General features: G+C 70.0%; 20 protein-coding genes and 4 tRNA genes. 8 read left to right on the top strand and 16 right to left on the bottom strand.

Annotated features, from left to right (window positions below; translation table 11 throughout):
• Positions 1–27 precede the first annotated feature (27 nt).
• The 3 genes from nusG to G6R25_RS01075 all read right to left on the bottom strand — a co-directional run bounded on the left by nusG (position 28) and on the right by G6R25_RS01075 (position 1,442).
• On the bottom strand, positions 28–903 hold the full coding sequence (gene nusG / locus G6R25_RS01085) for a transcription termination/antitermination protein NusG (protein ID WP_163551295.1): 876 nt from the start codon (positions 901–903) through the stop codon (positions 28–30).
• A gap of 170 nt (positions 904–1,073) precedes the next feature.
• On the bottom strand, positions 1,074–1,322 hold the full coding sequence (gene secE / locus G6R25_RS28580; RefSeq protein ID WP_163551294.1) for a preprotein translocase subunit SecE: 249 nt from the start codon (positions 1,320–1,322) through the stop codon (positions 1,074–1,076).
• Between the two features lie 47 nt (positions 1,323–1,369).
• Positions 1,370–1,442 (bottom strand) — tRNA-Trp (locus G6R25_RS01075).
• 427 nt (positions 1,443–1,869) lie between these two features.
• On the opposite strand from G6R25_RS01075, the gene G6R25_RS01070 reads away from it, so the two are divergent.
• Positions 1,870–3,078, top strand: a complete 1,209-nt coding sequence (locus tag G6R25_RS01070; protein ID WP_163551293.1) for a pyridoxal phosphate-dependent aminotransferase — start codon at positions 1,870–1,872, stop codon at positions 3,076–3,078.
• Between the two features lie 39 nt (positions 3,079–3,117).
• Here the strand turns inward: G6R25_RS01070 and G6R25_RS01065 are convergent, their stop codons facing one another.
• The 5 genes from G6R25_RS01065 to G6R25_RS01045 form a co-directional block, all read right to left on the bottom strand.
• On the bottom strand, positions 3,118–3,546 hold the full coding sequence (locus tag G6R25_RS01065; RefSeq protein WP_163551292.1) for a MaoC/PaaZ C-terminal domain-containing protein: 429 nt from the start codon (positions 3,544–3,546) through the stop codon (positions 3,118–3,120).
• A gap of 94 nt (positions 3,547–3,640) precedes the next feature.
• Positions 3,641–4,099 carry an FAS1-like dehydratase domain-containing protein gene (locus G6R25_RS01060; protein WP_163551304.1) on the bottom strand — a complete coding sequence of 153 codons (459 nt, stop codon included), beginning with the start codon at positions 4,097–4,099 and terminating at the stop codon, positions 3,641–3,643.
• A gap of 326 nt (positions 4,100–4,425) precedes the next feature.
• On the bottom strand, positions 4,426–4,590 hold the full coding sequence (gene rpmG, locus G6R25_RS01055) for a 50S ribosomal protein L33 (RefSeq protein ID WP_009740545.1): 165 nt from the start codon (positions 4,588–4,590) through the stop codon (positions 4,426–4,428).
• A 97-nt stretch (positions 4,591–4,687) separates the two neighbouring features.
• A tRNA-Met gene (locus tag G6R25_RS01050) sits at positions 4,688–4,761 on the bottom strand.
• 101 nt (positions 4,762–4,862) lie between these two features.
• Positions 4,863–4,938 (bottom strand) — tRNA-Thr (locus tag G6R25_RS01045).
• Between the two features lie 390 nt (positions 4,939–5,328).
• On the opposite strand from G6R25_RS01045, the gene G6R25_RS01040 reads away from it, so the two are divergent.
• Positions 5,329–6,840, top strand: a complete 1,512-nt coding sequence (locus G6R25_RS01040; protein ID WP_163551291.1) for a GH25 family lysozyme — start codon at positions 5,329–5,331, stop codon at positions 6,838–6,840.
• A gap of 212 nt (positions 6,841–7,052) precedes the next feature.
• Positions 7,053–7,649 carry a DUF7144 family membrane protein gene (locus G6R25_RS01035; protein WP_163551290.1) on the top strand — a complete coding sequence of 199 codons (597 nt, stop codon included), beginning with the start codon at positions 7,053–7,055 and terminating at the stop codon, positions 7,647–7,649.
• A gap of 72 nt (positions 7,650–7,721) precedes the next feature.
• Here the strand turns inward: G6R25_RS01035 and G6R25_RS01030 are convergent, their stop codons facing one another.
• Positions 7,722–8,219, bottom strand: coding sequence for a gamma-glutamylcyclotransferase family protein (locus G6R25_RS01030; protein WP_163551289.1), 498 nt, complete (start codon positions 8,217–8,219; stop codon positions 7,722–7,724).
• A 63-nt stretch (positions 8,220–8,282) separates the two neighbouring features.
• On the opposite strand from G6R25_RS01030, the gene pyrE reads away from it, so the two are divergent.
• Entirely contained in the window at positions 8,283–8,816 is a 534-nt protein-coding gene (gene pyrE, locus G6R25_RS01025; protein WP_163551288.1) for an orotate phosphoribosyltransferase, read from the top strand.
• A 106-nt stretch (positions 8,817–8,922) separates the two neighbouring features.
• Here pyrE and G6R25_RS01020 read toward each other — a convergent pair.
• Positions 8,923–9,004, bottom strand: a tRNA-Tyr gene (locus G6R25_RS01020).
• A 198-nt stretch (positions 9,005–9,202) separates the two neighbouring features.
• Between G6R25_RS01020 and G6R25_RS01015 the strand changes: the two genes are divergently transcribed.
• Entirely contained in the window at positions 9,203–9,691 is a 489-nt protein-coding gene (locus G6R25_RS01015; protein ID WP_163551287.1) for a YajQ family cyclic di-GMP-binding protein, read from the top strand.
• Positions 9,692–9,910: 219 nt separating this feature from the next.
• Here the strand turns inward: G6R25_RS01015 and htpX are convergent, their stop codons facing one another.
• Complete coding sequence (gene htpX, locus G6R25_RS01010) at positions 9,911–10,783, bottom strand: zinc metalloprotease HtpX (protein ID WP_163551286.1); 873 nt, start codon at positions 10,781–10,783, stop codon at positions 9,911–9,913.
• Positions 10,784–10,822: 39 nt separating this feature from the next.
• Entirely contained in the window at positions 10,823–11,932 is a 1,110-nt protein-coding gene (locus G6R25_RS01005) for a Rossmann-like and DUF2520 domain-containing protein (RefSeq protein WP_163551285.1), read from the bottom strand.
• A 480-nt stretch (positions 11,933–12,412) separates the two neighbouring features.
• On the opposite strand from G6R25_RS01005, the gene G6R25_RS01000 reads away from it, so the two are divergent.
• The 3 genes from G6R25_RS01000 to G6R25_RS24865 all read left to right on the top strand — a co-directional run bounded on the left by G6R25_RS01000 (position 12,413) and on the right by G6R25_RS24865 (position 17,106).
• Positions 12,413–14,296: a 2-oxoacid:acceptor oxidoreductase subunit alpha gene (locus G6R25_RS01000; protein ID WP_163551284.1), complete on the top strand. Its 1,884-nt coding sequence runs from the start codon at positions 12,413–12,415 to the stop codon at positions 14,294–14,296.
• Positions 14,293–15,354 (top strand): 2-oxoacid:ferredoxin oxidoreductase subunit beta, encoded by a 1,062-nt coding sequence (locus G6R25_RS00995; protein ID WP_163551283.1) that lies wholly within the window; start codon positions 14,293–14,295, stop codon positions 15,352–15,354. The genes G6R25_RS01000 and G6R25_RS00995 overlap by 4 nt, the downstream gene beginning before the upstream one ends.
• Positions 15,355–16,119: 765 nt before the next feature.
• Complete coding sequence (locus tag G6R25_RS24865; RefSeq protein ID WP_205446767.1) at positions 16,120–17,106, top strand: hypothetical protein; 987 nt, start codon at positions 16,120–16,122, stop codon at positions 17,104–17,106.
• A 473-nt stretch (positions 17,107–17,579) separates the two neighbouring features.
• Here the strand turns inward: G6R25_RS24865 and G6R25_RS00985 are convergent, their stop codons facing one another.
• Genes G6R25_RS00985 through nuoL form a run of 4 tightly spaced genes read right to left on the bottom strand, consistent with a single transcriptional unit; the run spans position 17,580 to position 23,991 of the window.
• Positions 17,580–18,596, bottom strand: a complete 1,017-nt coding sequence (locus G6R25_RS00985) for a polyprenyl synthetase family protein (RefSeq protein ID WP_163551282.1) — start codon at positions 18,594–18,596, stop codon at positions 17,580–17,582.
• A gap of 7 nt (positions 18,597–18,603) precedes the next feature.
• Complete coding sequence (gene nuoN / locus G6R25_RS00980; RefSeq protein ID WP_163551281.1) at positions 18,604–20,178, bottom strand: NADH-quinone oxidoreductase subunit NuoN; 1,575 nt, start codon at positions 20,176–20,178, stop codon at positions 18,604–18,606.
• Positions 20,175–22,004, bottom strand: a complete 1,830-nt coding sequence (locus G6R25_RS00975) for an NADH-quinone oxidoreductase subunit M (RefSeq protein ID WP_163551280.1) — start codon at positions 22,002–22,004, stop codon at positions 20,175–20,177. Before G6R25_RS00975 ends, nuoN begins: the two co-directional genes overlap by 4 nt.
• 1 nt (position 22,005) lies before the next feature.
• A complete protein-coding gene (gene nuoL / locus G6R25_RS00970; protein WP_163551279.1) occupies positions 22,006–23,991 on the bottom strand; it encodes an NADH-quinone oxidoreductase subunit L in 1,986 nt (661 codons plus the stop codon).
• Positions 23,992–24,008 lie beyond the last annotated feature (17 nt).

The raw sequence follows: 24,008 nt of genomic DNA, 5'->3' as shown, positions 1-24,008 counted from the left end.
CTTCCTACCGGGATTCTACGGACCGGATCAGATCTTCGCGACCTGATTGAACTGCAGCTCGACGGGCGTCTCCCGACCAAAGATCGAGACCAGCACCTTCAGCCGCTGGGCGTCGAGGTTGATCTCGCTGATGGTCGCCGGGAGCGTGGCGAAGGGGCCGTCCATGACGGTGACCGACTCCCCGACCTCGAACTCCTGGACCCGGACGGTCTCGACCTTCTTCTCCTTCGGGGCCGCCGGGGCGAGGATGGACAGGACCTCCTCGCGGCGCAGCGGCGAGGGCCGGTTGGTGAGCCCCACGAACCCGGTCACACCCGGCGTGTTACGGACCGCGGACCAGGACTGGTCGGTCAGGTCCATCCGGACGTAGATGTAACCCGGGTACTTCTTCTGCTGGACCAGCTGCCTCTTGCCGTTCTTGACCACCGGGACCTCTTCGGTGGGCACCTCGATCTGGAAGATGTAGTCCTCCATGTTGAGGCTGGAGATACGGGTCTCGAGGTTGGTCTTGACCTTGTTCTCGTAGCCCGCGTACGAATGCACGACGTACCACTCGCCCGGCGCGTCCTCGATGGCGCGGCGTAGGTCGTCCTCGTCATCGGTGTCGTCGGCCACGGCGACCGGCACCGCGCTCGTGGGCTCGGCGACCGCGGCAGGCTCGTCCGCCGCGGCAGGCTCGGCGCCCGCATCGGCCAGGGGACCGGCCGCGTCGGCTGCCGCATCGGCGTCGGTCTCACCGGTGGCCTCGACGTCCGATTCGTCGGTGTCGTCGGCGCTGGCATCGTCGAGCTCGGCGCCGGCGTCCGTGCTCGCCACCTCGTCGTGCTCGAACGCCGCGAGGAGATCGAGACGGGCGAGGGCCTCCCCCTGCTCGGAAGAGGCCTGCTCGGGCGACTGGGACACGCGGACGATCCTTCTCTCGTGGATACTTGGTGCTGCTGTGGACTCCGCGGAGCGGGCGCTACGCGGGCGTGGTACCGAACGGGCGGACGCGACCGACCGGCGGACCGGCGGCTGTCGCCCGCCCGGACCCGTCCGTCCGCACTGCCCGACCCCGCCGGCTGGCGGACCCGTCAGCCGAAGATCGCGAGGACCGCCTTCGTAAGCCCGAAGTCGAGACTAGCCACGAAGGCCGTCATCACGCTGACGAAGACGAGCACGACCAACACATAGGTGATCAGCTCGCTCCGACCCGGATAGACGACCTTCCGGAGCTCCGCCATGACCTCGCGGATGAACTGCAGTGGCCAATACTGACGCCGGCCCGCGGTACGCGTGGCCCGCCTGGGACGCGGTGCCGCGTCACGGGTATCGGTCGCCACTCAACTCCACCCACTCCGTCGCCAAACCAGCCAACCATCGAACAGCGCAGGGGCGACAGGACTCGAACCTGCAACCGCCGGTTTTGGAGACCGGTGCTCTACCAATTGAGCCACGCCCCTTGGACACACCCGGAGCCCCGCCGCCTCGCCGGACCCACACGCTGCGCTTATGAAGCATAGCGCACAGGCCAGCCTGCGAGCCGGTTACCGCAATGGGTACCCGAGCGTATCGAGCATACCCCTTCCTCGCCCCGACTCCGCGCGGGCTGATCGCGTCGAGTGCCCGCCGGCCCGTGCCGGCTGTCCGGACGGTGGCCACCGGGTGTTGCGCGGAACCGTCCGGGCACTGTCCCGAGTCCCGCCGCACACCGTCCGCAGGACCCGCGGCGCGCCGGCCACGGGACCCGCGCCACGCCGGCCACGGGACTCACGGCACAACGGCCGTAGGACCCGCGGAACCGGGTCCTACGGCCACCCCGACGCCGGTCCGCACGGACGCCGGATCCCGGCCGCCTGCGTACGACGCTCATCCGGACGCCATGGCAGCATGGGCACTATGAGCAGGATCTCAAGCCGCATCGGCGGCATCGCCCCGTCCGCGACGCTGGCCGTCGACGCCACCGCGAAGGCGATGCGCGCCGAGGGGCAGGACGTGGTCGGCTTCGGCGCCGGCGAGCCGGACTTCCCGACGCCGGACCGCATCGTCGCCGCCGCGGAGAAGGCATGCAGAGAACCCCGCATGCACCGCTACACCCCGGCGGGTGGCCTGCCGGAGCTACGGCAGGCCATCGCCGAGAAGACGGCCCGGGACTCCGGCGTCACCGTTTCCGCAAGCCAGGTTCTGGTGACCAACGGCGGCAAGCAGGCCGTCTACGAGGCGTTCGCGACGCTGCTCGACCCTGGTGACGAGGTGCTGCTGCCCGCGCCGTACTGGACGACCTACCCCGAGTCGATCCGACTCGCCGGGGGCGTGCCGGTCGACGTCGTCACCGGGCCGCAGGCCGGCTACCGGGTGACCGTCGAGCAGCTCGAGGCGGCCCGCACCGAGCGCACCAAGGTGCTGTTGTTCAACTCGCCGTCGAACCCGACCGGCGCCGTGCACACGCCGGAGGAGATCCGCGAGATCGGCCGCTGGGCCGAGCAGGCCGGCATCTGGGTACTCGCCGACGAGATCTACGAGCATCTCGTCTACGGCGAGGCGCGGTTCGCCTCGATCCTGGCGGAGGTGCCGGGGCTCGCGGAGCGCTGCGTCATCGTCAACGGCGTCGCGAAGACCTACGCGATGACGGGCTGGCGGGTCGGCTGGCTGATCGGGCCGGCGGATGTCACCGCCGCGGCGGCGAACCTGCAGTCGCACGCGACCTCGAACGTCGCCAACGTCTCCCAGATCGCGGCGCTTGCCGCCGTCACCGGGCCCCTCGACGCCGTCGCCGAGATGCGCGTCGCCTTCGACCGCCGCCGGCTGACGATGCATGGCATGCTCACCCGGATCCCGGGGGTGAGCTGCCCGCTGCCCGAGGGCGCGTTCTACTGCTATCCCTCGCTGCAGGGCGTGCTGGGCCGAACCCTGCGCGGCCGGACCCCCACGACCAGCGCCGAGCTGTGCCAGCTCATCCTGGAGGAGGTCGGGGTCGCCATCGTCCCCGGTGAGGCGTTCGGCACCCCGGGCTTCGCCCGACTGTCCTACGCGCTCGGCGACGAGGACCTGGTCAAGGGCGTGGGCCGGCTGTCCGACCTGCTGGCCGAGGCCGCCTGACGGACTGGCCGCTCGCCCTCCGCTCCGGTGCCGGCCAGCTCAGCTCAGCTGGACGGTGGCGCGGGCGGCCATCAGCACCTTCTCGCCGCGGCACCGGGTGGTGAGGTTGACCACCACCCGGTTGTCGTCGAGCTTCTTCTCCACGACGCCACGCACCGACACCGAGGCGCCCTCGTCGTCGTCCGGCACCACCACGGGCGAGGAGAACTTCACGCCGACCTCGAGCACGGCGCCTGGGTCCCCGGCCCAGTCGGTGACGAGCCGGGTGGCGGTCGCCATCGTCAGCATCCCGTGTGCGAGCACGCCGGGCAGGCCCGCGTCCGCGGCGGCCCGCTCGCTCCAGTGGATGGGGTTGAAGTCCCCGGACGCTCCCGCGTAGCGCACGAGATCGACCCGCCGCAGTGGGAACAGCCGTTCCGGCAGCTCGGTGCCGACCTCAACGTCGTCATAGCCGACGGTCACCGTCATCGTTGTTCTCCCCAGAGTGAGGCACTCCCGGTGAGCTCCGGGGGTGCGGCCGGACGCCCGGCCCGGTTCGGGCTGGGCGCCGTGGGACGCGCGCTCATCCCCGCGGCGGTGCCGTACCACGGGAGACCAGGGTGCACGCGCCGACGGCGACTTCCTCGCCACTTGACGTGTCGTAGCGGTAGGTGGTGACGAGGACCTCGTTGCGGCCCACCGCGCGGATGCCGGTCAGGGTCGAGGTGGTGATCAGTTCGCCCCCCGCCACCACCGGTCGGCGCAGGGTGAAGCGCTGCTCGCCGTGCACGACCAGGGCGTAGTCCAGCCCGAGCGCCGGATCGTCGGTGGGCAGCCCCAACGCCCCGGGGATCGCGTTGACCAGGAACGTGGGCGGCGCGACAAGATCGGAGTAGCCGGCGGCCTTAGCGGCCTCCACGTCGTGGTACAGCGGATTGTCGTCCCCGATCGCCCGGGCGAACTGCCGGATGTGCTCACGTCCGACCTGGAAGGGGACGGGCGAGACGAAACTGCGTCCCACGAAGTCCTGGTTGAGCGACATCACGGCTCCGATCTCGATGTCCACGGCAGGCCCGGATGCCGCAACCGGCGGTCCGGCGAACGTGCCGGGCCGGTTACGGCGTGGAGCATCTCACCACGAACCAGGCATGCTGCCCCATCGACGGACGGGTCGACGTGTCTTAGGTATCACACACCGAACCGGCGCCACCGATCCGGAGCGACATGCCCGATCGGGGGGCCGGCACGCGAACAACCGGCCAAGGCGATCCCTGGCCGGTTGCGATGACGCGATGGCAGTGGGCTCACGGAACCCGAAGCGCATCCGGCGGACGGCGGCGTGGCCCCACCGGGGGACTCCGGGCATCGTCAGCGGGTCTCGCGGTGCTCCGTGTGCTTGCCGCAGTTCGGGCAGAACTTCTTCAGCTCGAGGCGATCCGGGTCGTTACGCCGGTTCTTGCGGGTGATGTAGTTCCGGTGCTTACACACCTGGCACGCCATCGTGATCTTCGGGCGGACGTCAGTGGCGGCCACGGCGTGATGCCTCTTCCTGAATCGGGTGCTGAACTGATCGGGCGACGCGGCAGGCCGCGAGCCCCTAAGGGGGCTGCGGCACACCGCACCCCGATAGTAGCGGTGGCCGGACTTGAACCGGCGACACAGCGATTATGAGCCGCTTGCTCTGCCAGACTGAGCTACACCGCCAGGATGGTCTCCGGGATGCCCGGAGATCCGACCACAGGTCTACCCGGGAGAACCGGCGGAACCGCCCATCCCGGACACGAACCCGCCCGAGGACTGGAACGTGGAGCCCCTTTACGGAATCGAACCGTAGACCTTCTCCTTACCATGGAGACGCTCTGCCGACTGAGCTAAAGGGGCGCGAGGTCGCGGAGCTTAGGTTACACGACGGTGAGCGCGGTTGGGACGGCGCCCCCGCCCGTTTCGTCCCCGATCACGCGAGCGCCACCCCGGGCCGACCCTCAGTGGTCGCCGCTCGCCACCGGATGCCCGGAACACCCTCATCGCCAGCCTTGCCCACTGGCACGCCGCCGTGCCCGACCCGACGGCCGTTCCGACCGGAAGATGCGCAGATTGCCGGCAGGAACAACTGTCCGTAGCGAATAACTCGGACTCCCCTACACTTGATAGCTGTAAGTAATTCCTTGAATGCTTAGCGTGTGGTGCACCCGTTGGTGCGCCCCTCTTGGCCCGGCCAACCGGATCACGAGCCTCCCCGACTGTCGCCTCCCAAGCATCCGAGGGTTGCCCATGCGTTCGACGCATCGTCCTGGCCGGTATCCGACGACCCGAGGCACCGACGGCGATGCCGGCCCTGTCGGCATCCCGATCCGGCCCGGCACCCCGCTGCCACCCGGCACGGTGTTCCCCCGATCCGATCGCCCGGCCGCGATGGCCACCCAGGCATCGCCGTCCGGGCCGATCCGCCCCTCAAGCACCACCCCGGTTCGCCGGACGGACGCCGCCGGCCACGCCCCCCGCCACCGGTCCTGCCCGGCCAGGCCGGCCAGGCCGGCGCTCGCGATACCGCTGCCCCGACGGTTGCTGAGCGTCGCCGCCCTCACCGCCGCCACGCTGGCCATGTCCGGCACCGCCGGCGTCGCCCAGGGGGCGACCCCCGCGCCGTTGTGGCCACGCGGGGTCGACGTGGCCTCGTGGCAGCATCCGGGTGGCGGGCCGATTGACTGGAACGCGGCTCACGGCTCCGGCCTCAGCTTTGCGATCATCAAGGCCACCGAGGGGACGAACTACACCAACCCGTTCTTCGCCGCCGACCGCGCTGCCGCGACAAAGGCCGGATTCGTGGTCGGCGCCTACCACTACGCACGCCCGGCACAGTCGCTGTCGACCGCGGTGGAACAGGCCCGGCACTTCATCGCCGTCACCGGGTTGACGCGCACGGCGGGCCACCTCGCGCCCGTGCTGGATCTGGAGGACACCGGCGGACTCGATCCCCGGACGCTCGCGGCCTGGACCCGGGCGTTCCTGGAGGAAGTCGAGTCCGAGACGGGACGGATCCCCATCATCTACACCTACCGGTCGTTCTGGACCGGGAAGATGGCGGATACCCACGACTTCGTGAAGTACCCGTTCTGGTTCGCGATCTACAACGACCAGGCGACCCCCGGCTGGCTACCCGGCGGCTGGTCGAAATGGGCGCTGTGGCAGTACACCTCGGGCGGCGCGGTGCCCGGGATCGCCGGCAACGTGGACACGAACGTGCTGTGCTGCACGTCGAGCGCGCTCACCACGCAGGCGGACGGCACCCACAGCGAGATCGAGAAGTGGTACGCGGCCGCGGGGCCGGCCCGGGCCAGCCTCGGTGCCCCGGTCGGGATCGAGAATCCGGCGGGCGGCGGGGGGCGTTGGCAGCAGTACGGCAACGGCCTGGCCTTCTGGTCCGTCGCCACCGGGGTGCACGCGCTGTATGGCCCGATCTCGACGAAGTACCTCGGCACCGGCGGGTCGAACAGCTTCCTGCGCCGCCCGGTGAGTGACATCGAGATTGCCAGCGCACCCGGCGCCCAGCAGGCCCGTTTTCAGGGCGGCTGGATCTACTGGCACCCGGCGACCGGCGCCCACGAGGTCCACGGCCGGATCCTGCAGACCTACCTGACCCTCGGCGGCTCGGCGTCCAGCCTCGGCCTGCCCACGACCGACGAGTACTCGGTGCCGGGCGGACGGGAGAGCACCTTCCAGCACGGCCGGCTGCACTGGGACGCCGCCACGAACAAGATCACGACGCTGCCATCCATCGGCTGAACCCAGTAGGGGTGACGTCGGTACAGGACGGGTATCGCACCTAAGCGGCGGACGGTAGTTGTCTGACTACCGAATAGCGACCGGGCCACACGGTGCCGGTATCGACCCGCCGCGACCACGAGGTCGTGCCCCGCCCGATCCCGGTGGCCCCCTCACCGGGGCGTGGCGGTTCACCGGTTGGGCGAGGCATCGACGTCGAACGGGAGGAAGAGATGGCAGGAAATCGGGCAGTTCGCCCGCTGAGCGGATGGCTCACCTTCGCCGCCGTGATCATGTTCATCGTCGGATTCCACAACCTGATCTACGGCATCGCGGCCCTGCGCGACTACACGGTGGTCGTGAACAACCTCAACGGTGGCGCGAACGTCCTCTACGCCGACACCAACTTCTGGGGCGCGCTGTGGATCGCGATCGGCATCGTCGAGATGGCGCTCGCCTACGGTATCTACATCCGCAATGACTACGCACGGTGGGCCGGCATCGCCATCGCGGCGATCAACGCAATCGGCCAGCTCGCCTTCGTGGCGGCGTTCCCGGTGTGGTCGGTCATCATCATCGTGATCGACATCCTGGTGATCTACGCACTGTGCACCTATGACAGCGCCCACGGCCGCTTCGAGGAGCCGTACCCGGACGACCGAGCCGGCGTGGGTGAGGCCGCCGGCCGCGGCGCGGGCGTCGGCAACCGGGCCACGGAGACCGCAGGCGTCCGCCCAGGCTCCGGCGGATTCACCGGCCGAGGCGGACGGGGGGAACCGCGCGGCGGCGGACACGGCGACGAAGGGCTCCCGCCCACGGTCAACCGCTAAGACAACGGGCTGGCCGGAGCAACCGGTCAGCCCGCCGAAAGTGATACGAATCTGCATCGAAGGTGATGCGGTTCAGAGCTCTGAATCGGTCAGTCGAGCCCGCCAGGCCGCGCACCACAGAACGTAGTCGCCGAGGTGCTGGCCGGCGAACGCACTGGCGTCCCAGTCCTCGGCGGTTGCCTCGGCGGCGTCGAGCCAGAGGTACGCGACCGCCGGGCGACCATCGGCCAGGACGAGCGGGCCGGCCACATAGGCCGAGCCCTCGAAGGCGTCGAGGACCGCACGTTCCGTCGGATCGAGGCCGACGAGCACCTGGCCCGTGGCCGGCGACTCCTCCCGAGTCACCTGATCCACAACCACCCGGCGCACCAGCCCCGGGTAGAGGCGGTCACGCAGCCGGGCGGCCCGCCGTCCGAGGGCGGCGGCGGACTCCATCGGCGGCACCCGACCGATCAGCGTCGAGACCACTTCGGGGAACATCAGCGTCCCGTAGACGAACAGCAGAGGACCGGGGCCGTCCGCCGGGACCGGCGGAACCGGCGGGCGACGTTCCTCGGCAGATCGCGGCATGGGGGCACCTTGACATCCTCTCCGCCCTGATGGGTCGAGTTTCCCGGCACTAGAGTGCACCCCGTGAGCGACGACGCGGCGTTGGCCGCCCGAGTCCGGGCCGCCTCCCATCTGACCGGCACCTTCCTGCTCCGGTCGGGCAAGACGAGCACCGAGTACTTCGACAAGTATCTGTTCGAGGCCGACCCGGAGCTGCTCGCCGCGATCGTCGACGGCCTGACCGGGCTCGTGCCCGCGGGCACCGAGATCCTGGCCGGGCTCGAGCTCGGCGGCGTGCCCCTGGCCACCCTGCTCTCCCAGCGCACCGGCCTGCCCGCGCGGTTCGTGCGCAAGAAGGCCAAGGAGTACGGCACCCGGCGGATCGCCGAGGGCGGCGAGGTCACCGGCCGCCGCGTCGTCCTCGTGGAGGACGTCGTCACCTCCGGTGGCGCGGTGCTCGACGCGACGAAGGTCCTGCGCGACGACGGCGCACTCGTCGAGGACGTGCTCTGCGTGATCGACCGCAGCGAGGGCGGGCGCGAACGGCTGGCCGAGCTCGGCCTGACCCTGCGCCCGCTGCTGACCCGCGCCGAGCTGGACGCCGCCGCGGCCCGCTGAGCGGCGAGCGCCCATAGCCGCGGCGTAGCCCGGAAAGCGGTCAGTCCCGAAGCGAAGCTTCGGGACTGACCGGACGTACGAATCCCCGGGGCACGCCCGGGGATAGTGGCAGGTGATGGATTCGAACCATCGTAGGCTGAGCCGACGGTTTTACAGACCGTTCCCTTTGGCCGCTCGGGCAACCTGCCTTCGTAGAGGAGCATACCTGTCCCGCTGGACCACCGGGACGGTGGACCGCTCCTGCAAGGCGGTCGTCGATCGAATACAACGGTGAGTAGTCACCCCCCGGGGCGGGTACCGCCCCCGATGGCCACGTACGGTGGTCAACTCGACACCCTCACTCAACCGGACATCCCCGCACCGAACCGAACTGGAGGTCCGCGCACGTGGCAGACCCATCCTTCGACATCGTCAGCAAAGTCGACGAACAGGAGATAGACAACGCCGTCAACCAGACGGCCAAGGAGATCCGGACCCGCTTCGACTTCCGCGACACGGGCGCGTCAGCCGCCCTGTCCGTGGAGTCGATTCTGCTGATAGCGAACACAGATGAGCGGGTCAAGGCAGTACTCGACGTCCTGCAGGAGAAGTTCGTCAAGCGCGGCATCTCGCTCAAGGCGCTGTCGTTCGACGAGCCCAAGCCGTCGGGCAAGGAGTTCCGCCTGTCGGTGACTGTCCAGCAGGGCATCGCGGACGACAAAGCCCGCGCGATCGCGAAGAAGATCCGGACCGATGGCCCAAAGGGTGTACAAGCCCAGATTCAGGGCGACCAGCTCCGAGTCACCGGGAAGAAGCGGGACGACCTGCAGCGGGTGATCCAGCTGCTGAAGGCCGAGGACTTCGAGGTCCCGCTCCAGTTCGTCAACTATCGTTGAGGCCCGCACCTGGAAACGGCGCACCCCGCCCGATGGGGGGTTTCGGGCGGGGTGCCTGCGGCGGAACCTGGGGGGTTCGCTCCGCCGCCGTCGTGGCCGTGAGACGTTTCCGCTCCCGGCTACCGTCCCGCGAAACGCGGGCGACGGCAAAATTCTACTCCGAGTTCCCGACCGTAATATGGCTGCGTCAGAGTGGACAACACCGTGGTCGGTTGCCGGTCACCGATACGGGTTCATGCGAGCGAGCTGTTCCAAGCAGGCGATCCGCTCGTTCATGGGCGGATGGGTCGAGAACAGCCGGCCGACGCCGCCGCCGCGGAACGGATTGGCAATCATCAGCGCGGCCGCGGGGCCCAGCTTCGAGTTCTGCGGCAACGGGCGGGCAGTAGCACCCACCTCCAGCTTGCGCAGCGCGCTGGCCAGCCCGAGCGGGTCGCCGGTGAGCGTCGCGCCCGATTCGTCGGCCTGATACTCCCGGGATCGGCTGATGGAAAGCTGAATGACCGTCGCCGCCACCGGCCCCAGAATCATCAGCAACAGCAGCTCGAAGATGCCCGGCCCGTTCTCCTCGTCCCGTCCGCCGAAGATGGCCAGGAACTGGGCCATATTCGCCAGGTACACGATGACACTGGCGAGGGCACCGGCGACCGAGGCGATAAGAATGTCGCGATTGTACACATGACTGAGCTCGTGCCCGAGAACGCCGCGCAACTCGCGATCGTCCATCAGTTCCATGATGCCCTCGGTACAGCAGACCGCCGCATTGCGCGGATTGCGGCCGGTGGCGAAGGCGTTGGGCGAGCCGGTCGGGCTCAGGTACAGCCGCGGCATCGGCATGCGGGCATTGCGGGCAAGCTCCCCGACGATGGCGTAGAGCCGGGGCTGCTCTACCTGTGTGACCGGGTAGGCCCGCATTGCCTGTAGGGCGATGCGATCCGAGAAGAAGTAGGAGAAACCGTTCATCGCGAGCGCGAGCACCAAGGCGATGAGCAGTCCACCCCGCCCGAACAGCGAACCCACCAGCAGGATGGCGGCAGAGAGCACGCCCAGCAGCAGCGCGGTCTTCAGACCGTTGAGGTGGCGGTGCGGCATGGCGATCGGGTGTCCGTCCTGTCGAGCCAGTACGGCTGTTCAACGCGGGGACTCCGGGCCAACGTTCCCGGCCACCGTGTGGCCGATGCCTCCCCCGGTCATCGGCGAGCTGCCGCGGTCTCCCGAGCTCTCACCCAGCTGGCCGTCACGTCGAGCCCGACCCACATCGCCGGCACCGCCGGCACCGCCCGCACCACCGGCACCGCCCGCCCGGGGCGGATCCGCGACAGCGCCCGCACGCAGCCGGTCGGCCACGGGCGCATCGAGCAGGCCGGCCCGTTCGAGCCCACCGGTGGTATAGGCCACCAGTGCCCGGTAAACGGCCGCGACGGCGGGGTCCGCGGCATCCAGCGCCCGCAGATGGGCCTGGACGGTGCCGAGATCGCCGCGGCGGACCGGTCCCGTGGCCGCCGGCCAGCCCCGGGTGAGGGCGTTGTCCAGGGAGGCCCGCAGCAGTGGGGCGAGGGCGGCGCCCGGATCGGCGACGCCCGCCGCCGCGAGCGTTTCCCGGGCGGCCACGGTCAGGCTGGTCAGGAAATTGCCACCGAGGACCAGCGCGGCGTGATAGAGATCACGCCTACCATCTTCGATCGATAGCGGGATGCCGCCGACGTCCGCGACGAGCCGCCGCGCCAGGGCCTCGGCGACGGAGTCCGCGGTGATGCCGAACGGCACCCCGGCGAACACACCCGGGTCCCCCACCGTTCCGGGCAACGTCATGATCGGATGTAGCGCCATCCGAGCCGCGCCCACAGCCGAACCGGCGGCGAGCGCCCCCAGTCCGTGCCGGCCGCTGAGGTGCGCGAGGGTCTGCCCCGCCCGCACCGCGCCCGCGGCCACGAGCTCGGCCGTCACCGGCGCGATCGCGTCGTCCGGGACGGCGATGAGCACCGCCTCGGCCGCCCGCAGCCGCGTCACCACCTGCGGCACCGTGCCGATCCGCGCACCCGGGAACCGGCCCGCCGCACGTTCGCGGCCGACGGCCGACCTGCTACTCACCGCCACCACCGAGTGTCCCGCGGCGGCCAGGGCGAGCGCGACGGCGCTGCCGGCCCGGCCTGCTCCGACGAGCCCGATCGTCTCCCGACGATCGCCGCCGCCGGGGTCGCGCTCCGACCGATCCGGCACCGGGCGGGGGCGAGAGGCCATGGCTGCGATGCTGCTCCCCCGCCAGTCGCCAGTCGCGATGGCACCCCGGCACCATCCGGCCAGTGCCTCGCGCCCGATACGCTGCGTGGTGCGGCTCCCACCGCAGCGGCAACGGAAGATAGCGAGTCGCATACATGGAGTAATCGAAACACGTTGCGAATGTGTCTATTCGCCGACAGGCCGCTCGGCCGGAGCCATCCGAAAAGCCACTCGGAAGCGCATTGAATACGCACCGCCCACACCCATCGGCAGGCGACGCATCCCGAACCGCCCGGACACGGATGGCATCAGCCGACCGCCGGGACGGGGGCATACGTACACAGAGTTGACAGGGCATCACTCTACGCCAGGGCACCCCGAGATCAACAGATTCGGGTCTGATCGTCGGGCCACCGCGTGCGATCGGTCGGCCCGGCACGCCACACGCGTCCCATTGCTACAGCCGGTAGGCTGGTGTGGTACCCGAGGAGGTTACTGAAGGTGTCTGAGCAGGTCAGGGAGAGGGAGACCCGCCGGCTCGACCGGGTGGTCGTGCGCTTTGCGGGCGACTCCGGCGACGGTATGCAGCTCACCGGAGAGCAGTTCACCAGCGAGACGGCCACGTTCGGCAACGACCTGTCGACGCTCCCGGACTTTCCCGCCGAAATCCGCGCCCCAGCCGGTACCCCGGCCGGAGTATCCGGATTCCAACTACATTATTCCGATCACGACATCCTCACTCCGGGTGACGCACCAGACGTCCTGGTTGCGATGAATCCCGCCGCGTTGAAGGCGAATCTCAAGAATCTGCCTCCCGGTGCCAGTCTCATCGTCAACACTGATGCGTTCACGGGCGGAAACCTCAAGAAGGCGGGTTATGCGACGGACCCGTTGACCGACGGCACGCTCGACCCCTACCTGGTGCATCGGGTCCCCCTGACCTCGATGACCATCAACGCGGTGCACGCCGCGGAGGGGACCGGCTCGGTCAACAAAAAGGAGGCCGAGCGAGCGAAGAACATGTTCGCCCTCGGTCTCATGAGCTGGCTGTACCACCGGCCGACGGAGGGCACCGTCGGTTTCCTGGAGAAGAAGTTCGCGAAGCACCCGGAAATCGCCGCCGCGAACGTCGCCGCGTTCCGCGCCGGCTTCAACTACGGCGAGACGACGGAGTCCTTCACCGTCACCTACGAGGTGGCCCCGGCCCGGATGAGGTCCGGCACCTACCGGCGCATCACCGGCAACCTGGCGCTGTCCTACGGACTGGTGGCGGCCGGCGAGTTGATCGGGTTGCCGCTGTTCCTCGGGTCCTACCCGATCACCCCCGCCTCCGACATCCTGCACGAACTGAGCAAGCACAAGCGGTTCGGCGTGCGGACGTTCCAGGCGGAGGACGAGATCGCGGGGATCGGTGCCGCGTTGGGCGCCTCCTTCGGCGGCTCGCTCGGGATCACGACCACCTCAGGTCCAGGGGTCGCGCTCAAGAGCGAGACGATCGGTCTGGCGGTGAGCCTGGAGCTGCCGCTGGTCATCGTCGACATTCAGCGTGGCGGGCCGTCCACCGGGCTGCCGACCAAGACCGAGCAATCCGACCTGCTGCAGGCGATGTTCGGCCGCAACGGTGAGGCACCGGTGCCGATCGTGGCGCCCCGCTCGCCCGGGGACTGCTTCGACGCCGCGATCGAGGCTGCTCGGCTCGCGACGAAGTACCGCACGCCGGTGTTCCTGCTCTCCGACGGCTACCTCGCCAACGGCTCCGAGCCGTGGCTGCTGCCGATCCGCGAGATGCTGCCGGACCTGAAGGTCGCCTTCACCACCGAGCCCAACCACACCGGGCCGAAGGGGCCGGAGTTCTGGCCCTACCTGCGCGACCCGGAGACCCTCGCCCGGCCGTGGGCGGTTCCCGGGACGCCGGGCCTCGAGCACCGCATCGGCGGCATCGAGAAGTCCGACGGCCAGGGGAACATCTCCTACGACCCGGCCAACCACGACCGGATGGTCCGCCTGCGTGCGGCCAAGGTCGCCGGCATCGCGAACGACATCCCCCCGCTGGAGGTGGAGGATCCCTCCGGGCAGGCACGTGTGCTCCTGCTCGGCTGGGGCTCCACCTACGGCCCGATCGCAGCCGGCTGCCGGCGGGTCCGCGCCAAGGGCCTCCACGTCGCTCAGGCGCACCTGCGCCATCTCAACCCCTTCCCGGCCAACACCGGGGAAATCCTGCGGTCGTACGACAAGGTACTGATCCCCGAGATGAACCTCGGCCAGCTTCGGACGCTGATCCGGGCCGAGTTCCTTGTCGATGCGATCGGTTACAACCAGGTCCGCGGGCTGCCGTTCAAGGCGGCGGAGCTGGCCGGCGTCTTGGAGGACGTGATCAACCAGTGACCGTCACAACGAATCACACCGGAATCAGCAACCGTCTACTCGACCTGGTGCCGGTCGCCCCGGCCCAGCAGAGCCGCAAGGACTTCACCTCCGACCAGGAGGTGCGCTGGTGCCCGGGCTGCGGTGACTACGCCATCCTCGCCACCGTCCAGGGCTTCCTTCCCGAGCTCGGGATCGCCCGCGAGAACATCGCCTTCATCTCCGGGATCGGCTGCTCCTCGCGGTTCCCGTACTACCTGCAGACCTACGGGATGCACTCCATCCACGGCCGCGCGCCAGCGATCGCCACCGGCCTCGCCACCTCGCGGCCGGACCTGTCGGTCTGGGTCGTCACCGGTGACGGCGACGCGCTGTCCATCGGCGGCAATCACCTGCTGCACGCGCTGCGCCGCAACGTCAACCTCAAGATCCTCATGTTCAACAACCGGATCTATGGTCTGACCAAGGGCCAGTACTCGCCCACCTCCGAGATCGGCAAGATCACCAAGTCGACACCGTTCGGCTCGCTGGACCGGCCGTACAACCCGGTGTCGCTGGCGCTCGGTGCGGAAGCCACCTTCGTCGGGCGATCGATCGACTCGGACCGGACGCATCTGACCTCGGTGCTGCGCGCCGCAGCGGAGCACCCTGGGACCGCGTTCGTCGAGATCTTCCAGAACTGCAACATCTTCAACGACGGCGCCTTCGACACGCTCAAGGACCGATCGAGCCGCGACGACGTGACGCTGAAGCTGGCGCACGGCGAGCCGCTCGTCTTCGGCGCCGAGGGCGACAAGGCGATCCGCCGCGCGGATGACGGCAGCCTGGAGGTCGTGCCCGCGGGCAGCCCGGGGGTCCTCGTGCACGCCGCCACCGCGGCGGACCCGAGCCAGTCCTTCGCGCTGTCCCGGCTCACCGGCGACACGCACGGGGTCACGCCCATCGGGATCTTCCGCAGCGTCGACGCACCCACGTACGACGAGGCACTCAACACCCAGATCAGCGATGCTCGGGAAAAGCAGGGCGCCGGCGACCTGATGTCGCTGATCTCCGGCGGGGAGACCTGGACCATCGACTGACCCAGGTGTGGACGACCGGGTCGCCCGGCCACCGCCGGCCGGTATTCGCCGGCCGGCCTGGACGACCCGGTCCGGTCCCCGCCGGAGACTACCCGGGCCACCTCGCCAGCGGAGCGGTCCGGCCTAACAGGCGACCGGCATGAAGGCCGGGGCGCGCGCATCGGCGCCGCCCCGGCCTTTCCGCGTTCCAGGGGACCCCGGGGGCACCCGAATTCTCGTCCGGGGAGCTGCCGGGGGACCCCCGAAAGCGCCACCCACGGTCCGCCCGCCCAGCGACCCGCCTGTCCCACCAGCCCGGCGAGCCACGGCGCACCGACCCCCGGCCGAGCGCGGCCGGCATGGGGCCTCAAAGCCGGCTGCAGGCCCGGTGAGTCCGGCCCGAGCCGGCCATGGTGGGACGCGGCTCAGCCGTGAGAATACGGCGCGGACCTCCCGGCGGCGCCGTTCCGGCCACGGAACATCTCCCTCGCACCGACAATTAACTAGTTACTTCGGATAAGTCCGGTATTTGCTGCTCCGCGCAGGTCGGGTAAGGTGATGTTGCGCGTGGGGGTGCCGTGTAGCCCGGGGGGGCTCACAACACCAATGCAGCCGGAGGCGTAGTGCGGGGTCATCGAACCCTCAGCCCGCGGTCCGCGGCCAGTCCGCGTTCGTCGGTGGGCACCGTCCATGCCGCCGAGGCGGCCTGTTTGCAACTGCCCTGCTCCCGGGTGAACCGTGCCCGGCTGGCCGGGTCCGAAGCGCCGCTGCCCGCCGGAGGCAGCCGTGGGTAGCCACTCCGCCGGTCGGCATTCCCGCAGCCCCGCCCCGCGCAGCCAGGCAGCCGCGCGGATCCCACCGCGCCCCCCGTTCGCCCCACCCGGCGAGCTCGACACCCTCACCGGCCCGCTGTCGGTCAGCACCACCGCCCGCCAGGCTCGGCAATCCGCGCCGGCCTGGGACGGCCACGCCGCCGCCCGGCAGCAGCGCGACCGCGGCGAGGACCCGACCGATCCGATGCGCCGCGCGCCCGTCGGGCGGGGCTGGCCACGACACGACCGGTTGGCCGCCGACGACGGAAACACCGACGACCGGTACGACGATGACCGGTTCGACACGGACGACCAATACGATACGGATGATCGGTACGACACGAACAACCGGTACGAAGCAGACAAAAGGTACGACTCGGACGACTCGTACCGGTACGACGACGATGACCAGTACGGCGACGATGACCGGTACCGCGACGAGCGGTGGTCGGACTCCCCCGCTCACGGCGCCGTGTCCTGGGAGCGGGGTTCCCACTTCGCCGGCGCAGCTCGGGTGGTGAGCCCCTCCTCCGGGGCGTCCTTCGCCGCCAGCAGGATGCCCACCACTGGCCGGATGCCCGTCGGCCCCCGGCGCGGCCGACCGGCCCCGGCTGCTGCGCGGGACCGTCTCGCTGGCCGGGCTGTCAGCCCTCGTCGCCGGGGTGGCCTTCGGGGGCGACGGGGGGCTGGCGGCACGGCGGTCCCGAACGCCGGTAAGGCACCGCGGATCCAGTACACCGGCGGCACGGAGGCGTTCGCGTACGGCGCGGCGCAGACCCAGGCGTCGCGAGACCGCGCCCTGAGCACGCCGCCGCGGGCCGAGCTCGCGCCGAGCGCCGATCAGGCGGGTACCGGGTCGAGCGGCTCCGGTTCGTCGAGTGGCGGCAGGTCAGCCGGTCGGCCGGTCTCAGCACGGTCGCGCTGGGCCCCACCACCGCGCCGATCCCGATCATCTCGCTGATCCCACGCGACCAGCCCGCCACCGGGCCGACCGACCTGCGCTCCATCGCGCCGAGCACCGGCGCCGCGACCACGGCGGGCACCACCGCCACGTCAGCCCCGACGACCACCGCGACTCCGTCGGAATCCGCCGGCGGCGAAGCCACGAGCCCGGCGACTGCGCCGGCCGCCACCGCGTCCCCGGGCACGGGCTCGCTGCCGTTCCACCCGACCCCGATCGACGTGGAACCGCTGCTCGGTTCCTGGTTCAACGAGTCGAGTGGCGCCGCCACGACCCACGACACGTCCACGACGTCCACGGTTCCGTCGCAGCGGTCGAGCGGCACGCCGAGCGCGTCCCAGGCCGCTCACCACTGACCCACCCGCCGTCCCCGGGGCGGCCGCGCCGTCCCTCCCGGTGCGCCGCCCCGCTGCTGTCCCGGGACACGGCGTCCGCTCCCGGGCGACCGGGTGGCGGCGTGGCCGGGGAGCGCCTCAGCCGGTGCGGTCGATGACGAAGTCGGCGAGGGACTCCAGGGCCGTCTTCGCCGCGTTGTCCGGCAGCGGGGCCAGGCATTCCCGGGCACGGGTCGACCAGGCCACGAGCTCCCGGCGGGCCCGCGCCATCCCGTCGTGCGCACGCAGCAGCTCGATCGCCTCGGCGACGCCCTCATCCGGGTTCCCGCCCCCGGCGGCGAAGCCCGAGTTGATGAGCTCTCGCAGCCGCCCGGCGGCCCGGTCCTCGGCCTGCAGCGCGTAGAGGACCGGCAGGGTGGGGATGCCCTCCCGCAGGTCGGTGCCGGGGGTCTTCCCGGAGTCGGCGGGGTCGGAGGCGACGTCGATGATGTCGTCGGAGAGTTGGAAGGCCACCCCGAACAGCTCGCCGAAGGTTGCCAGGGTGTCGACGGTGACCGGGTCCGCGCCGGCGAGCATGGCGCCGAGGCGGCCGGAGGTGGCGATCAGCGAGGCGGTCTTCTCCGTGACCACTCGCAGGTAGTGCTCGACCGGGTCCTGGTCGGGCGCGGGGCCGACGGTCTCGCGGATCTGACCTTCGCACAGGGTCGCGATCGTCCGGGCCAGGATCCGGGTCGCCGCGGGGCCCAGGTCCGCGGTGATGTCGGAGGCGCGGGCGAACAGGTAGTCACCGGTGAGGATCGCGACCGTGTTCGTCCACCGGGCGTTGGCGGACGCCGCCCCCCGGCGCCGGGGGGCCTCGTCCATCACGTCGTCGTGGTACAGCGTCGACAGATGGGTGAGTTCGATCGCGACAGCCGCCGGCACCACCCCGGGGGCGTGCGGATCGGCGAAGTGTGCGGCCAGCAGCACGACGATCGGGCGGAAGCGTTTACCCCCCGCGTCGACGAGATGCCGCGAGGTCTCGGTCACGAAGGAGAACTCGCTGCGCACAGATGTGCGTAGCAGCTTCTCCACCTGACCAAGCCCATCTCGCACGGCTTTTTCCAGATCAGGATCGGTCCTGATCCCCACGACGTCCAGCCCGATAGCGCTCATACCACCGTCAGCGTACGAAGCCAGACGTCGCCGCGGTATTGGCGAGGTCCAGAAGGGGCTGTGGCGCTACTCCCAGGACAAGTGTCGCGACGGTGCCGATGCCGACCGTGCCGAAGGTCAGGGTCGGTCGGGTGACCACGACGGGCCCCTCGGCGAGCGGCTCCGAGAAGAACATCAGCACGATCACGCGCACGTAGAAGAAGGCTGCGATCGCGCTGCACACCAGGGCCACGATCACGAGCGGGGTCGCGTCGCCCTCGATCGCCGCCTGGAACACGGCGAACTTCCCGGTGAATCCGCTGGTCAGCGGGATGCCGGCGAGCGCCAGCAGGAGGAAGGAGAACGTGCCGGCCAGCAGCGGCGAGGAGCGGCCGAGCCCCCGCCACTGGGACAGGTCGCTGGCCTCGCCGTCGCCGGTGCGTACCAGCGAGACCGCGGCGAACGCGGCGATCGTGGTGAAGCCGTAGGTGACCAGGTAGAACATCGAGCCGCGCAGGCCGTCGGTGTTGGTGCCGGCGAGCCCGACGAGCAGGAAGCCGGCGTGGGCGACCGCCGAGTAGGCCAGCATCCGCTTGATGTCGCGCTGGGTCAGCGCCAGCACCGCGCCGACGACCATCGTGAGGATCGCCACGGTCCACAGCACCGGCCGCCAGTCCCAGCGCAGGCCGCCGAAGGCGACGTAGAAGACGCGCAGCAGGGCGCCGAAGGCTGCGACCTTGGTCCCGGCAGCCATGAACGCGGTCACCGGGGTCGGGGAGCCCTGGTAGACGTCGGGCGTCCACGAGTGGAACGGCGCTGCGCCGATCTTGAAGAACAGGCCGACGGCGAGCAGGCCGAGCGAGAGGTAGAGGTAGGTGTCGTTCTTCCCCACCGCACCGACCGCGTCGGCGACCTTGCCGAGCTCCACGCTGCCGGCAAACCCGTAGGCGAACGCGACCCCGTAGAGAAAAAACGCCGAGGAGAATGCTCCGAGCAGGAAATATTTCATCGCCGCCTCCTGCGAGAGCAGGCGCCGACGGCGAGCGAGCCCGGCCAGCAGGTACAGCGGCAGCGACAAAATCTCCAGCGCCACGAACATCACCAGCAGGTTGTTCGAGGCGACGAAAAGCATCATGCCGGTGACCGAGAAGACCATCAGCGGGTATGCCTCGGTCTGCATGTGCGCGGAGGTCTGCTGCGCGGTCGAGCCCTTCGAGCCGGGCGTGATCGCCGCCGAGGCGACGATCACGCCGCCGGAGGAGTCGAGCTGGCGCTCGGCCACGAGCAGCACCGACAGCAGCGCAAAGACCAGGATCGTGCCCTGCATGAACAGCGTCGGCGCGTCGATCGCCACCGCGCCCGAGGCGAGCACCGCGTGCCGGCCGTGCAGCACCGCTACCGCGACCAGCGCGGCGATGAAGCCACCGCCGGCCAGGACCGGCTGGATGACCCGGCGCGCCCGGCGAGTGGCGAAGGCGTCGACGAGCACCCCGACCAGCGCCACCACGAAAACGATGAGCAGTGGGCTCAGCGAGGAGTACTCGATCGACGGCGGCGTGATCTTCTGTGTCTGCGCCAGCAGGATGATCGGATCGGCGCTCACGAATGGCCTCCGGGCTGCGTGGCGACGGGCTGCGTGGCCCCGGGATGGGCAGCCCCGGGATGCGCGGCCGCTGGATGGGTCGGTGCCGGATCGGACTTGCCGATGTCGGCGTAGGTCGCCGTCACCGTGGGCGTAATGATGTCAAGCAGCGGCTTCGGGTACACCCCGAGGGCGACGATAAGCGCGACGATCGGGGCCACGACGAGCTTCTCGCGCAGGCTGAGATCGTGCAGGACCTTGTTATCCGGGTGGACGATCGGACCGGTCATCGTCCGCTGGTACAGGTACAGGACGTAGATCGCCGCGAGCACGATGCCGCAGGTCGCCACGATCGCCAGCGGCTTGTTCGCCGTGAACGTGCCGACCAGGACGAGGAACTCGCTGACGAAGCTGTTCGTCCCGGGCAGCGCCAGCGACGACAGCCCGGCGAGGAGGAAGACCCCGGCGAGCACCGGCGTCACCTTCGCCAGGCCGCCGTAGGCGCCGACGTCGCGGGTGCCACGGCGGGACACCAGGAAGCCGACGACCAGGAACAGCAGCCCCGTCGACAGACCGTGGTTGACCATGTAAAGCACCGCACCGGTGCCGGCCTGGCTGGTGAAGGCGAACACGCCCAGCGCGATGAAGCCGAAGTGGGCGAGCGACGTGTAGGCGACCAGGCGCTTCATATCTCGTTGCCCGATGGCCAGCAGGGCCCCGTAGAAGATGCCGACGACCGCAAGGCCCAGCACCATCGGAGCGAAGTAGTCCGCGCCGTCCGGGAACAGCGGGATGCAGTAGCGGATCAGCCCGAAGGTCCCCACCTTGTCCAGCACGCCGACGAGCAGCACCGCGCCACCGGTGGGCGACTGGGCGCCCGCGTCGGGCAGCCAGGTGTGGAACGGGAACAGCGGGGCCTTGATCGCGAATGCGACGAAGAACCCGAGGAACAGCAGCTTCTGCACCCCCGGGGTGATCTCCATCTGCCGCAGGGTGGCGAAGTCGAACGTGCCGTGCCCGAGGTTGTCGGCGGACACGACGTACAGGCCGATCACCGCGGCGAGCATGAGCAGGCCGCCGAGCAGGCTGTAGACCAGGAACTTCACCGCCGCGTAGGAGCGTTGCGCCTGCTCGGTCACCGGGCCGTAGCTGCCGATGAGGAAGTACATCGGGATCAGCATCGCTTCGAAGAACACGTAGAAGAGGAAGACGTCGGTCGCGGCGAACACGCCGATCATCCCGGCTTCCAGGGCGAGCAGCAGCGCGAAGAACGCCGGCACCGAACGGCGACCGGGCGTCTCGGCCTCCCCCCGCGTCTCGACCGGCGGGAACGTCACGGGCCGCGCCGGGGCCGGGGCGGCCAGCACGGCCGTGGTTCCGCCCGCCCCACCGCCGACGTCACCGACTGGGCCGATCCCCTCGACGTCGCCGACGGGCCCGACGTCGCCGACGGACCCACCGGGCATGCCTCGGTCGGGGGCGACCGTGGGAGCGGGGACACGGCCACCGCCCGCGCCACCGCCGTCGACCTCGTCCCACGACGACAGCACCACGACCGGCACCAGCAGCGCGGCGAGCAGCATCAGCACCAGCGAGATGCCGTCGGCCCCGACCGAGTAGGAGATGCCGAACGTGGAGATCCAGTCGTAGGACTGGCCGAACTGGAAGCCCGCCTTGTCCGGGTCGTAGGCGAAGGTCGCGATCACGGCGAGCACCAGGACCGCGAGCGTGACAGCGAGGGTGAGCTGCTTGGCGAGCGTCGCGTGGCGCCGCGGCAGGGCGGCGACGACCACCGCGGCCGCGGCCGGGACGATGAGCAGGATCGTCAACCAGGGGACCGTGTTCACGTCAGCCCGCCCTCACCAGCAGCAGTGCGCCGACCACGAGGACGGCACCTCCCAACATCGACAGAGCGTAGGACCGGACGAAGCCGGTCTGCAGGCGGCGCATCCGCCCGGACAGCCCGCCGATGGCGGCAGCGCTGCCCCGCACGAGCCCGTCGATGCCGACGAGGTCCAGCCAGACCAGGAAGCGGGTCAGGTACTGGCCGGGACGCATGGCGACGGTCTCGTTGAACGTGTTCGCGAACAGGTCGTGCCGGGCGGCGAAGGTGACCAGGCTGACCTCGGTGTCCGGCCGCGCCACGGACTCGACCGGCCGCAGCTGATAGCGCAGGTAGGCGCCGGCGAAACCGCCCGCGGTCACCACCAGGGTGAGCAGGGTGAGCACGACCGGGGAGAACGTGTGCACGCCCTCGACACCCGTCCCGGCGACCGGTTCGAGCCAGTCCTGCAACGAGTGGCCAAGGACGAACAGGCCGCCGGCGAACACCGAGCCGACGGCCAGCACGACCATCGGCCCGGTCATCGACACCGGCGACTCGTGCGGGTGCTTCGCCGCCGGCCCCTCCGACGACCACCGCGGCTTGCCGTGGAAGGTCATCAGGAACAGCCGGGTCATGTAGAACGCGGTGATGCCCGCGCCGAGCAGCGCGATCGAACCGAGCAGGTAACCGGATGTCCCGCCCTTGTCGAAGGCGGTCTCGATGATGCGGTCCTTGGTGAAGAACCCGGACAGCCCCGGGAAGCCGATGATGGCCAGGTAGCCGAGGCCGAAGGTCACCCAGGTGATCGGCATGTACCGCCACAGCCCGCCGTAGTGGCGCAGGTCCTGGTCGTCGTCCATCCCGTGGATCACCGACCCGGCGCCGAGGAACAGGCCGGCCTTGAAGAAGCCGTGGGCGACCAGGTGCATGATGCCCAGCGCGTAGCCCGCGGGCCCCAGGCCCACCGCGAGGAACATGTAGCCGATCTGACTGACGGTCGAGTAGGCCAGCACCTTCTTGATGTCGTCGTAGGCGCAGCCGATGACGCAGCCGATGAGGATCGTCGCGGCGCCGATGATGACGACGACCGTGCGCGCCGCCTGCGTCCCGTCGAAGATCGGCCCGTCCCGGACGATCAGGTACACCCCGGCGGTGACCATGGTCGCCGCGTGGATGAGCGCGGAGATCGGGGTGGGGCCTTCCATCGCGTCCGGCAGCCACGCCTGCAACGGGAACTGGCCGGACTTGCCGCACGCGCCGAGCAGGAGCAGCAGCGCGATGGCGGTCAGGGTTCCGTAACCGATGACGCCCGCGGCGGCGGCGCCGAACACGTCCGCATAGCTGGTCGAGCCGACGGTGGCGAACATGAACATGATCGCCAGGGCGAGGCCGACGTCACCGACCCGGTTCATGTAGAAGGCCTTGTTCGCCGCGGTGGCCGCGGCCGGTCGGTCCTCCCAGAACTTGATGAGCAGGTACGACGACAGGCCGACGAGCTCCCAGCCGGCGTAGAGCGACAGGAAGTTGTTGCCCAGGACGAGCAGCAGCATCGATGCCAGGAACAGGTTCATGTAGGCGAAGAACTTGCGCCTGTTCGGGTCGTGCGCCATGTAGCCGATCGAGTAGATATGGATCAGCGTGCCGACGCCGGTGATGAGCAGCACGAACACGATCGAGAGCTGGTCGACGAGCAGGCCGACGTCCACTCCGAAGCCGTTCACCGGGATCCAGGAGTACAGGTGCTGCGACAGCGCCCGGTCGTCCCCGTCCCGGCCGAGCAGGGTGGCGAACAGCACCAGGCCGAGCACAAAGCTCGCCGCCGCCGTAAGTGTCCCGATGATGTGGCCGACCCGGTCGGTGCGCCGCCCCCCGAGCAGCAGCACCGCGGCGCCGGCCAGCGGCAGCACGATGACCAGCCAGGACAGCGAGAACACCCCGGAGGCGGCGGCGTAGTGGATCGGCTGGCTGCCGGGTTCGGTCGCCGCAAGCAGAACCGGGTCGACCCTCACCGCGACCCCGCCACGGT

It is taken from the genome of Candidatus Frankia alpina (genome assembly GCF_902806485.1).
GTDB classification, from domain to species: Bacteria; Actinomycetota; Actinomycetes; order Frankiales; family Frankiaceae; genus Frankia; species Frankia alpina.
This window is presented reverse-complemented; position numbering and strand designations above follow the sequence as displayed.